This window comes from Massilia sp. BGA-UO-ETr-WB1, from assembly GCF_059567845.1.
This window is the reverse complement of sequence record NZ_JCAQOT010000023.1, coordinates 654658-666440: the sequence shown is the minus strand read 5'-3', so window position 1 is coordinate 666440 and position 11783 is coordinate 654658. Positions and strand designations below refer to the sequence as shown.

The window sequence follows — 11783 nt, the reverse complement described above, 5'->3', positions numbered from 1 at the left end:
AATTTATCCACATAAAATGCAAGACCGCAGCCAGCCTTTTCAATGAATCAGGGCAGCTTAGGGCATCTTCACGCGCACCGGCATCGGCACCGGGCCGGCGCGGTCCGGCATGGGGGCGCGCTCCGGCGGCGTCAGTCCGGTGACCATGTCGGCGATGCGCACCGAGGTCCCGGTTTCGAAACACCGGTTCGCGGCCACGCCCACCAGGATGGAATAGGCTCCGGCGCGCTCGTCGGACACGCGCTTGTATTTGTCGGCCGGCGCGTCGCCGAAGATCTCCTTGAGCATGGCGTCGTCGCCGCCGCCATGGCCGCCGGTGCCGGTCCAGGGCTCGATCTCGCGCGCGTTGCCGCGCAGCGGGATCACGCGCGTCTGCACGTTGTTGCTCTTGCTCTGGATCTCGCTGGCCCCCGCCACCCCGGCCGATTCCACGATGCGGTGCTCGATGCGGCCCTTGGTGCCGTTGAAGGCAATGTGGTAGCCCTCCCACGCATCGTAGGCCGACAAAGCGTAGTTCAGCTGCGCGCCGTTGTCATAGCGGACCATCACGTTCATGGTGTCCTCGATGTTGATCTCGGGACGCCATACGCACTGGTCGCGGTAGTAGCCGTCGTGCTTCTCATTATCCAGGTAGAGTTCCTTCAGGCCGGGGTCCGCCGCCAGGTCGAAGTAGAAACTGCACTTGGCCTTTTCGGTGCAGGTCAGGCAGCGCTGGTGCGCGCCCTGCAGGCCCATGCGCTTGGCCATCACCGGGGTGTAGAACTGGCGCGAGCCGAAGGCGTGCACGGTTTCCGGCTGCGCGCCCAGCCACCAGTTCACCAGGTCGAAATGGTGGGTGGACTTGTGCACCATCAGGCCGCCGGAATTGGCCTTGTCGCTGTGCCAGCGGCGGAAGTAGTCGGCGCCGTGCTTGGTGTTGAGCAGCCAGGTGAAGTCCACCGACAGCACGTCGCCGATCTCGCCGCTCATCAGCAGGTCCTTGACCTGGGTGCGCGGCGGCGAGTAGCGGTAGTTGAAGGTGACGCGGATGTGGCGCCCGCTGCGCTTGACCGCGTCCAGGATGCGCTGGGCCTTTTCTGCGGTGGTGGTCATCGGCTTTTCAGTGATGACGTCGCAGCCGGCGTCCAGCGCGCGCACGATGTAGTCGTCGTGGCTGGCGTCGGTGGTGGTGACGATGACGAACTGCGGCCTGGTTTCGCGGATCATGCGCTCGAAGTCGTCCGGTGCGTATGCCTTGGGCGCGCCGGTGCCGGTGGCGGTGATCTTCCTGACGGCCAGCGCCGCGCGGCCGGGATTGCGGTCGCAGATGGCCACGATCTCGTTGCGGTCCTTGTAGGTGCCGGTGATGGCGCCGGTGAACATGCGCGCCCGCGAGCCCACGCCCACCACGGCGTAGCGCTTGCGCGCCTCGGCCGCGAAGACGCTATTGGCGCCTGCCGCCAGCGCCAGGCCGGCGGCGCCCGCCGCCTTCAATACGGTACGCCGGTCCATCGGTCCGAAACCTTTTTCGTCCATGCTGTGTCCCCTTACTTGTCATTTTCCAGGCAATAGTGCCGGGGACATGGTAGCCCTGGGCGCGGACAGCGGCAAGACCAATTACAAAATTGGCTAGACCAATCAATTATTTGAGCGAAAAGAACAACGGCGCACTACGAGGCGCATCATGCCGGCCAGGAACGCAGCACCTGGTCCACCACCTGGTGCAGCTGCTGGCGGGTGGCGCCGTCCATGGCCTGCACCGCCATACCGTGCGATACCGTCATCACATAGCGCGCCAGCTGCAGCGCGCAGGTATCGGCCGGCAGGTCGCCTTCACGCCTGGCGCGTTCGAAGCGCTGGCGCAGCTTGTCCTCCTTCTGCGCGCGGCGCTCGGCCAGCGACTGCCGCACCGGCAGCGCCTCTTCCCCGCAGGCCAGCGCGCCGTTGATGACCAGGCAGCCGTGCGGCTTGCCGTCCTCGGTTTGCGCGTCCGCCGCCGCGCGCAGCAAATGCTCCACCACCGCGCGCGCGGTCGGCTCCATCAGCGCGGCGATGGTTTCCGGCTCATGGCCCGCGCTGTAGCGCTCCACCGCCATGCGGAACAGGTTCTCCTTGTTGCCGAAGATGGCGTACAGGCTGGGCCGGTTCATGCCCATGGCGTCGGTCAGGTCCTGCAGCGAACTGCCCTCAAAGCCCTTCTCCCAGAACACTTTCATGGCCTGCTCCAGCGCCGCGTCCTCGTCGAAGGTGCGCGGACGGCCGGTCTTGCGGGCGGTGGCGGAACTATCTTTCATACCGATCGGTTAAAAATTTATTGACAAAAATGGTGCTGGCGTCGATTATGAACTGATCAGTAAAAAACTCAAGCATTTTTACTGCACAGGTCATAAGGATACCCATGCAAAACAAATCAAACGCCCTCCCCGCGCCCGCCGACGACGCGCCCATTTCAACTCTTTCCAGCCCGCCGCCCCGCTCCGCGTGGCTGGCGGTGCTGTCCGTCGCGGTGGGCTCCTTCGCGCTGGTGACCACCGAGTTCCTGCCGGTGGGCCTGCTGCCCGCCATCGCCGCCGAGTTGGGCGTGACCGAAGGCGTCGCCGGCATGATGGTCACCATACCGGGCGTGGTGGCCGCGTTCGCCGCCATCCTCGTCACCGTCGGCGTGGGCAAGAGCGACCGCCGCCACGTGATCCTGGGCCTGACCGCCCTGCTGGCCATCTCCAACCTGATCGTGGCCGTGTCGGACTCGCTGCCGGTGATACTGCTGGGCCGGGCGCTGCTCGGCATCGGCGTGGGCGGCTTCTGGGCCATAGGCGGCGCGCTGGGCGGCCGCCTGGTGCCGGCGGCGTTCGCCACCCGCGCCACCGCCATCATTTTCGCCGGCATTTCGCTAGGTACCGTGGCCGGCGTGCCGGCCGGCGCGCTGATCGGCGAAGTGCTGGGCTGGCGCATGGCGTTCGCGGCGGCGGGCGGCGTGTCCGTGCTGGTGTTCCTGATGCAGTTGCTCCTGCTGCCGCGCCTGCCCACCGACAAGGCCACCACCTTCGCCCACCTGCCGGCGCTGCTGCGCGTGAAAAAAGGCCGCCTGGGCATGCTGGCCACGCTGCTGGTGTTCATCGGCCAGTTCGCCGCCTACACCTATGTGACGCCGTTCCTGACCCAGATCAGCGGACTGAGCGCCAAGGCCACCAGCGCGCTGCTACTCACCTACGGCGCGGCCGGCTTTGTCGGCAACATCATCGGCGGCTGGGCCGTGGCGCGCAGCGTGCGCAATTCGCTGATCGCAACCGGGCTGGTGATGGGGATTTCGGCCGCGCTGCTGCCGCTGCTGGGCACCACCATCTGGGGCGCCACCGCGCTCATCATCACCTGGGGGCTGGCGTTCGGCATGATGCCGATCTCGGTGCAGACCTGGATGTTCCGGGCCGCGCCGGACGCCATGGAAAGCGGCGGCGCCGTGTTTGTCGCCACGGCGCAGGTGTCGCTGGCGAGCGGCGCGCTGGTGGGCGGCATGGCGGTGGACCACCTGGGCGTGGCCAGCGCCATGGTGGTGGGCGGCGCGTTCGCCATCGCCATGGCCGCCGCCATCGCGGCCTGGGGCGGGCGCGATGAAGGGCCGGCGGTCAAGCTGCACGCAGTACATTGAGTTATCCTGCAGTTTCAGCATCCACCGGTGGGTTCCGGCGGAAGCTAAGGCCTGGCTGAGTCCTTGTGCCGAATGGCTTCGACAACAATTCGCAGCGCCCTTGATTCATGGCGGCGGCTGGGGTAGTACGCGTGGAGACCCGGGAACGTTCCGCACCAGTCTTGCATGACGCTGACTAGCCGGCCTTCACGCACATGCTCAGCCGCCAGATCCTCAGTCACGAATGCCAGTCCGTTGCCGCTCAGGGCAGCTTTCACCATGGGCAAGGCGCTGGTGAATAGGGCCTGGCCGCTTACCCTGGCCTCGACGCTGCGGCCGCCATGCTTCAGTTCCCACGCGTAGATGCCGCCACTGCCCGCCAGCCGCAAGGTGATGCAGTTGTGCTTCATGAGATCTTGCAGGGTGGCTGGCCGGGAGTGCCGGGAGAAGTAGCCGGGCGAACCGACGATCATGGTGGGAATGTCGGGTGTGAGCCGGACTGCGATCATGTCCTGCTCCACCTGGTCGCCGTAGCGCACGCCGATGTCATAGCGGTCCGCCGCGATATCGATCAGCTTGTAGTCCGAGTGGATCTCGACGTTCAGGTCTGGATAGTCCGGCAACACCGGCGCCAGCCTGGGCCACAGCAGCGTGTCGATAATATGGTCGATGGCGGTGATGCGCACAGTGCCCACCGGCTTGCCGTTCAAGTCGCTGACGGCAGCGATTTCAGCCTGGACCTCATCAAGCCGCGGCGCAACATTTTTCAGCAGGCGCTCACCCGCATCAGTCGGAGAAACACTCCTCGTCGTACGGTTCAGCAGGCGCACACCCAGGCGGGCTTCCAGGTCGCGAACAATGTGGCTGAGAGTGGATTGAGACATGCCAAGCTTGATTGCTGCTCGCGTAAAACTGCGCTCGCGGGCGACTTCGAAAAATATAAGAATATCAATAATATTGTCTCTGGCCATAAACCTATCCCCGGGCAATGTGCGATTTTAGACATGAATATACAGAACATTCATGGCTACTACACATATACCTTTTCCGTTTTCCTGCGTGTTGGCGCTTTGACCGCAACGTAGGATGTCGCTGAACGAATGAGGCCCGGACTCATTCTCAACGAACACCGGAGAAACAGACATGACCATACAAGATACAGCCCTTGCCGAGGCGGCGCCACAGCGCCACGTGGAATTCGCCGGCGCACGACCGGCCATGTGGGGCGGTGTCTTTGCCATGGCGCTGTGCGTTTTCACGCTGATCGCATCGGAGTTCATGCCGGTCAGCCTGTTGACGCCGATAGCCAGCGATCTCCTGGTCAGTGAAGGCTGGGCAGGACAAGGGATTGCCATCTCCGGCGCATTCGCGGTCCTCACCAGCCTGTCGATTTCGGCAGTGGCGGGCAGCATGGACCGCAAGACCCTCTTGTTGGGGCTGACTGCGCTGATGGCCATCTCCGGGGCCGTTGTCGCAATGGCGCCGAATTACCTGCTCTACATGGCTGGCCGCGCCCTGATCGGCGTGGTAGTCGGCGGCTTCTGGTCCCTGTCAGCGGCGACCGCGATGCGCCTGGTGCCATCTCACCACGTGCCGCGCGCCCTGGCCATCTTCAATGGCGGCAACGCGCTGGCGACCGTGGTTGCGGCGCCCCTGGGCAGTTACCTGGGTGCAGTGATTGGATGGCGAGGCGCATTCTTCTGCCTGGTGCCTGTGGCCTTGATTGCCTTTGTGTGGCAATGGAGCAGCCTGCCCTCAATGCAGCCCCAGGCTGGCGCGGCGGGCTCCCGCAATGTATTCAAACTGCTCCGGAATCCATCGGTGGCCTGGGGGATGCTGGCCGTTACCGCGTTCTTCATGGGACAGTTTGCCTTGTTCACCTATTTGCGCCCATTCCTGGAAACGGTGACGCACGTGGACGTATCCACGCTGTCGCTCATCCTGCTGGCGATCGGGGTTGGCGGCTTTGTCGGAACTTCCGTCATTGGCAACATCCTGCAGTGGAATTTCTACTGGACGCTGGCGGTGATTCCCATCGTGATGGCCTTGATCGCCGTGGCGCTCACCGTCTTTGGCGGCCGGGTCGCCGCGGTGGCTGCACTGCTGGGCGTCTGGGGCGCCGTTGCGACCGCTGCGCCGGTCGGCTGGTGGTCCTGGCTGGCGAAAACGCTGCCACGGGATGCAGAAGCTGGCGGCGGGCTGATGGTGGCCGTTGTGCAGCTCGCCATCGCATCGGGCTCCACCCTCGGCGGCTTGTTGTTCGACAGGGCCGGATACCGAAGCACTTTTATCGCGAGCGCAGCCATGCTGCTGCTGGCGGCCTTCCTCACATTCCTGGCCTCGCGCCCGCAGCCGGCACATGCCGCCAACACTGCCAGCACCGCCGTGGAGGAATCGCAGATCTGGATGGCCGTCGGCGAACGCCGCTTCGCCGTCACCCTGGCCGAGAACGCGACCGGGCGCGCATTTGCCGGGATGCTGCCGCTGACACTGGAGATGGCGGAACTCAACGGGAACGAGAAGCACGCGGATCTGACAATGGCGCTGCCCGCCAACGCCAGCAGTCCGGGAACGATACGCAATGGCGACCTCATGCTGTACGGTGCGAAGACCATGGTCGTCTTCTATAAATCGTTCCCCTCTCCCTACGCGTATTCCAGCATCGGCCGCGTGACCGATCCTTCCGGCTTGGCGCAAGCGCTGGGGAGGCATGGCGCCCGGGTGGAGTTTCGAAAAGGCAGATAAACCGCACTGTCCCGAGGGCGACGGCATTCTTTTTGCAAATTGAGCATCTTCGCCATATAATATTGCGAACAATTCTCATTTGCATTCTCATTTAGAGGCCGACATCCCCATGACATCCCCCGCTCCCCGCCGCCTGGCGCTGGCAGTTTCACTCGCGTTGTGCGCCATGCAAGCCCAGGCGGAAGACCAGCCGCAAGCTGGTACCGCTACCGCCGCCGACGCCGTGCTGCCCCAGGTGGTGGTGCAAGGCTCCAGCCTGACGGACGCCACCGAGGGATCGAACTCCTACACCAAGGGCGCCATGGGCACGGCCACCGGCCTGAACCTGTCGGTGCGCGACACGCCGCAGTCGGTCTCCATCGTCACCCGCCAGCGCATCGAAGACCAGGCCATGATGACCGTGGCCGACGCGCTGGGCGGCACCATCGGCATCTCGGTCAAGCCGGTAGACCGGGGCCGCAACAACGTCTCGGCGCGCGGCTTCGACATCAACAACTACCAGTTCGACGGTATCCCCATGGCCACCGGCAATATCGGCATAGAAACCGGCAACACCGCCATGTACGACCGCATCGAGGTGGTGCGCGGCGCGACCGGCCTGCTGGGCGGCGCGGGCGATCCTTCCGCAGCCGTGAACCTGGTGCGCAAGCATGCCGACAGCAAGGTCTTCAGCGGTTCCGTCAGCGCCCAGCTGGGCTCGTGGAAGCAGCGCACCGGCACGGTGGACCTGAGCACGCCGCTGAACCAGGATGGGTCGGTGCGCGGCCGCTTTGTCGCCGGCATCAGCCAGCAGGACGCTTTCATCGACCTGGAGCACACGGACAACAAAGTGTTCTACGGCGTGGTGGACGCGGACCTGGACAAGAACACCCGCCTGAGCGTGGGCCTGAGCGACCAGCGCGACGAGCGCAACGGCGTGCTGTGGGCCGGCCTGCCCTACTGGTACACGGACGGTTCGCGCACCGACTGGGACACCTCGAAAACCACCGCCACCCGCTGGAACCAGTGGGACACGCACGAGCAGACCGCCTTCATCAACCTGCAGCACACGCTGGCCAACCGCTGGACGCTGCGCGCCGACGTCAGCCACCACCGCCAGAACGAGGATTCCAAGCTGCTGTGGGTATGGGGCGACCCGGACCGCAGCACCGGCCTGGGCCTGCAAGGCCTGCCCTACCACTACATCTCCGATCCGAAGCAAACCCAAGTGAGCGCCAGCGCCGGCGGCCCGTTCCAGCTATTCGGCCGCCACCACGAGCTCAACGTGGGCGTGGTGCACAGCCGCCTGACGGAAGGCTGGAGCAACCGCGACCTGGTGGGCGACATGGCGCCGCTGCCGGATTTCAATAACTGGGACGGCTCCTACCCGGAACCGGCCATGGGCCCGCGCTACCAGGGTTCGCGCGGCACCACCGAGCAGTCCGGCCTGTACGCCGCCGCGCGCCTGCAGTTCACCGATGCGTTCAAGGCCATCATCGGCGGCCGCGTGAGCAATTGGCAGCGCGACGAGGAAGCGGCCGCGTGGACTGCGTCGGCCTACCGGATCGAGCACAAGCGCGTGTTCACGCCGTACGCCGGCCTGGTGTATGACCTGGGCCCGCAGACTTCGGCCTACGCCAGCTACACCGACCAGTTCAAGCCGCAGACCAACCGCGACCGCAACGGCGCCTACCTCGATCCGCTGGAAGGCAAGAGCTACGAGGCCGGCCTGAAGGGCGAATTCCTGGACGGCAAGCTGAATGCCTCGGGCGCCGTGTTCCGCACCGAGCAAAGCAACTTCGCGGTGGCCGACGTCGGCTTCTTCGTGCCGGGCACCACCAATCCGGCCTTCCGCACCGCGCAGGGCGTGACGGTGAAGGGCTATGAAATGGAAGTGAACGGCGACCTGGCGCGCAACTGGAACGTAAGCCTGGGCTGGACGCACTTCTCCGCCAAGGACGCCGGCGGCGTGGACGTGGCGGTGGACCACGCGCGCAAGCAGCTCAAACTGTTCACCAAGTACACCCTGCAGGGCGAGCTGAGCGGCCTGAGCTTCGGCGGCGGCGTCAACTGGGAAGGCGACCGTCCCGCCAGCGCGGCCAATCCGGCCACCGGCCTGACCGAGAAGGTCGGCCAGGGCGCGTACGCGCTGATCGACGTGATGGCGCGCTACGCGTTCGACAAGCACCTGTCGCTGCAGCTGAACGTCTCCAACCTGGCGGACAAGAAGTACCGCTCGGGCAGCTACTGGTGGGGCGCGCCCTACACCTACGGCCAGCCGCGCAAAGTGCTGCTGACGATGGACTACCGTTTCTAATCCACAGGAAAACGCCATGAAACATTCCGCCAGCCACATCGTTTCGCGCGTGGCCGCCAGTTTGCTGGGTGCATATGCCTTCGTCTGGGGCAGCGTGGTGCTGGGCATCACGCTGCTGCTGGCCGCCGGCATGCCTTACGGCGAAGCCCGCACGGTGGCCTACCTGTTGGCCTTCCTGGTCTTCCTGGTGTGCTTCTGCTGGACCTACACGGCAGCCAGCCTGGTGCGCGTGTGGACCGTACTGCTGGGCGGCGGCGCCGCCATGAGCGGCGCCGCCTGGCTGCTGGCGCGCGCCTGAGCCAACCTGAATCAAGCTTCCCTACCGGAGTTCCCCATGTTCCAATCTTTCCGCCTGTCGATGGCCTGGCTGCACACCTGGTTCGGCCTGGTGCTGGGCTTTGTGCTGATGGCCGTCTTCTTCTTCGGCACCTTGTCCGTGTTCGACCGCGAAATCGACCGTTGGGCGATACCGCAGACCCGCTTCGAGCCGCAGCCGATGCCATCCTACGACAAGCTGCTGGCGCCGATTTTCCAGCAGATCAAGCCCGAGGACGAGGAAATCGACGCGGCGCGCGGCCGCATCGGCGCCGCGCCAGCCGTGGGCCCGGCGCGCAGCTGGAGCGCCTACACCACCCACCGCGACCCGGTGCTGCAGCTGTTCGCCGAATTCGGCGTGAGCAACAACCCGGCTGACGCGGACGAGCACGTGCATGGCCACGTCACCATCGACCCGCGCAACGGCAGCGTGCTGCCGCACGACCAGCTCAAAATCGGCAGCGGCTTCTTCTACCCGTTGCATTACAGCCTGCACATTGAATGGAAAGGCCTGGGCTACTGGATCGTCGGCCTGGCGGCGCTGGCCATGCTGGCCGCGCTGGTGAGCGGCGTAGTGATGCACCGCAAGATCTTCCGCGAGCTGTTCACCTTCCGGCCGAAGAAGCAAACCCAGCGCAGCGTGCTGGACCTGCACAACCTGACCGGCGTGGTGGCCCTGCCCTTCCACTTCATCTTCGCCCTGACCGGGCTGGTGATCTTCGCCGGCATCTACCTGCCGGTGGATGAGACCATGCTCAAGCCGCAGGCGATGGAGCACGCCATGGCCGAAGCCAAGGCCAAGGGCCTGCCGTTCACGCCGGCCGGCGTGGCAGCGCCGCTGGCCTCGGTAGACGCCATGGTGGTGGAAGCCAAGCGCCGCTGGGCCGAACGCGGCATACCCGGCACCGTGGGCTTCCTGTTCGTGAACCACATCGGCGACGCCAACAGCTACGTGAGCATATACCGCGCCGGCAGCGACCGGGTGGCGCTGGTGGGCCAGGCCGTGCATTTCAACGCGGCCGGCCGCGTGATCAGCGAAGACCCGGTGCCCACCGTGGCCTCCGGCATCAACGAGTTCCTCACCGGCCTGCACCTGCAGCACTTCGAGCACTGGCTGCTGCGCTGGTTCTACGTGCTGGGGGGCCTGTCCGGCTGCGCTTGCATTGCCACCGGCTTCATCTTCTACGTCGAGAAACGCAAGCGCCAGCACGCCAAGCAAGGCGCAGCGGGCGCGCGCTGGGTGGACGCGCTGGCGGCGGCCGCCGTCACCGGCATGCTGGTGGCCGCGCTGTCCATGCTGGTGGCTAACCGCCTGCTGCCGGCCGACCTGCCGCACCGGGGCGACTGGGAAAAGAACGTGTTCTGGGGCGCCTGGCTGCTGACCCTGCTGCACGCGGCCTGGCGCAGCGCGCCGGTGCTGCAGGCGCGCATCGCACCGGCCTGGCGCGAGCAATGCTGGGCGATCGCGGCGCTGGCGGTGTCCGCCGTGGTGCTGAACGCCGTCACCACCGGCGACCACCTGCTCAAGACCGCCGGCGCAGGCTACTGGCCGGTGGCCGGCCTGGACCTGGCGATGCTGGCCAGCGCCGCCGTCGCCGTCGTGGCCGCGCGCAAGCTGCGCCGGCGCGAACAGCCGGACAGCCTGCCGGCCGCCGCCCCGAACGCCACCGCCGACAACGGCACCGACCCGCGAGGCTCCCATGCATAATGCTTTGATACTGATCGCCGCCTTGGCCGCCACCGTGGCCGGCGCCGCCTGGCTGGCGCTGTCGATGGAGCCCCACTGGGAACAGGTGCGCGGCGCGCAGCCCGCTTCGCCCGGCACGGTGCGCCTGCTGCGCGTTCTGGGCGCGCTGGCCTGGCTCGCCGCGCTGCTGCTCTGCCTGCGGGTGGACCACGCGTCGATGGCGGCGCTGGTGTGGGTGATGGCGCTGGCCGGCTCGGCTTTGATCGTCGCCTTCACGCTGACCTGGCGTCCGCGCTGGCTGGCGCCGCTGGTGGTTTGGGTGCGCGCCAAGGCGGGCTGATTCCCGGAGTCAGCCCATCAGCCCATTGTCCAGTCAGCCTAAGGCATCAGTACTCGGAAATGGGCTGAAGTTTCGCGCCGAGCGTCAATCTCCATTAGTCAAGAATGGATCCAACAGGCTCACTTTGCCACCCGAAACGGCGTGAAAGCCGCTGTCCCGTGTCACCAGCGTCATGTTGCGCACGATGGCGATTGCTGCGATCTGCTTGTCTATGGTGTGCGGATCCTGTCTTTCTCCAGACAGGAGCGCTCCCCACACTTGCGCGCTATCGGCGTCGAATTCGACTATCCGTCCGGCAAAGCTGGCCAGCAGTCCGTCAAGCCATGCCTCATACATCCCGGCCTTCGCATGCTCTTTCCGCCTGCGCACCCTGGCGATTCCGGCCCGGATTTCGCCGATGACCTGCACCGGTAAAAACAGCTCAGCATCGTCCGCGTCCTGGAAAAACCGGGCCACGCCGGGATGGCAGCGGCCGCCCTTGCGGTACTCGGAAATGACATTGGTATCGATCAGATAGGCCATGCCGGCGCCTATCGCACGTCGAAAAGATCATCGTCTTCGAAGTACGGCATGGACGCCAGCACCTCCTTCAGCAACCTCTTGGGTGGCTGCTCCTGCAGAGCGGAGCGCAGGATGTCGCGGTGTTCGGCTTCCGCGCTGCGGCCGCTGCCGGCGGCGCGGCGGCGCAGCGCGTCCACCAGCTCCGGGTCCAGATTTCGAACCAATAATTGGGCCATAACACCCTCCATGCACGCTATCAGTGATAGCAATAGTATCAAACATTGGCAAGAATCCG

The 11783-nt window shown here is 65.6% G+C and carries 11 protein-coding genes and 1 pseudogene; 7 read left to right on the top strand and 5 right to left on the bottom strand.

All coding sequences use genetic code 11. The annotated features are described in order from the left end of the window. Window positions 1–57: 57 nt before the first annotated feature. A complete protein-coding gene (locus AC56DV_RS11420) occupies window positions 58–1515 on the bottom strand; it encodes a Gfo/Idh/MocA family protein (protein ID WP_496314391.1) in 1458 nt (485 codons plus the stop codon). Between the two features lie 146 nt (window positions 1516–1661). Continuing rightward, a complete protein-coding gene (locus tag AC56DV_RS11415; RefSeq protein ID WP_496314390.1) occupies window positions 1662–2273 on the bottom strand; it encodes a TetR/AcrR family transcriptional regulator in 612 nt (203 codons plus the stop codon). 104 nt (window positions 2274–2377) lie between these two features. Here AC56DV_RS11415 and AC56DV_RS11410 point away from each other — a divergent pair, with 104 nt between their 5' ends. Next, complete coding sequence (locus tag AC56DV_RS11410; protein WP_496314389.1) at window positions 2378–3625, top strand: MFS transporter; 1248 nt, start codon at window positions 2378–2380, stop codon at window positions 3623–3625. A gap of 44 nt (window positions 3626–3669) precedes the next feature. Here AC56DV_RS11410 and AC56DV_RS11405 read toward each other — a convergent pair whose 3' ends face one another. Continuing rightward, window positions 3670–4575, bottom strand: coding sequence for a LysR family transcriptional regulator (locus tag AC56DV_RS11405; protein WP_496314388.1), 906 nt, complete (start codon window positions 4573–4575; stop codon window positions 3670–3672). A gap of 268 nt (window positions 4576–4843) precedes the next feature. Between AC56DV_RS11405 and AC56DV_RS11400 the strand changes: the two are divergent. From AC56DV_RS11400 to AC56DV_RS11375, 6 genes and pseudogenes are all read left to right on the top strand, one after another. Then, window positions 4844–5962, top strand: a pseudogene (locus tag AC56DV_RS11400) (MFS transporter); the annotation flags it as partial. 48 nt (window positions 5963–6010) lie between these two features. Then, window positions 6011–6349, top strand: a complete 339-nt coding sequence (locus tag AC56DV_RS11395; protein ID WP_496314721.1) for a cyclophilin-like fold protein — start codon at window positions 6011–6013, stop codon at window positions 6347–6349. A 109-nt stretch (window positions 6350–6458) separates the two neighbouring features. Continuing rightward, window positions 6459–8645, top strand: coding sequence for a TonB-dependent siderophore receptor (locus AC56DV_RS11390; RefSeq protein WP_496314387.1), 2187 nt, complete (start codon window positions 6459–6461; stop codon window positions 8643–8645). Window positions 8646–8661: 16 nt separating this feature from the next. Then, window positions 8662–8943 carry an iron uptake protein gene (locus AC56DV_RS11385; RefSeq protein ID WP_496314386.1) on the top strand — a complete coding sequence of 94 codons (282 nt, stop codon included), beginning with the start codon at window positions 8662–8664 and terminating at the stop codon, window positions 8941–8943. Between the two features lie 36 nt (window positions 8944–8979). Continuing rightward, window positions 8980–10668, top strand: a complete 1689-nt coding sequence (locus AC56DV_RS11380; RefSeq protein ID WP_496314385.1) for a PepSY-associated TM helix domain-containing protein — start codon at window positions 8980–8982, stop codon at window positions 10666–10668. Next, entirely contained in the window at window positions 10661–10987 is a 327-nt protein-coding gene (locus AC56DV_RS11375) for a DUF3325 domain-containing protein (protein ID WP_496314384.1), read from the top strand. Before AC56DV_RS11380 ends, AC56DV_RS11375 begins: the two co-directional genes overlap by 8 nt. An 84-nt stretch (window positions 10988–11071) precedes the next feature. On the opposite strand, the gene AC56DV_RS11370 is transcribed toward AC56DV_RS11375, so the two are convergent. Both AC56DV_RS11370 and AC56DV_RS11365 read right to left on the bottom strand, forming a co-directional pair. Further along, on the bottom strand, window positions 11072–11509 hold the full coding sequence (locus tag AC56DV_RS11370) for a type II toxin-antitoxin system VapC family toxin (RefSeq protein WP_496314383.1): 438 nt from the start codon (window positions 11507–11509) through the stop codon (window positions 11072–11074). 8 nt (window positions 11510–11517) lie between these two features. Further along, entirely contained in the window at window positions 11518–11724 is a 207-nt protein-coding gene (locus AC56DV_RS11365) for a FitA-like ribbon-helix-helix domain-containing protein (protein WP_496314382.1), read from the bottom strand. Window positions 11725–11783: the final 59 nt, after the last annotated feature.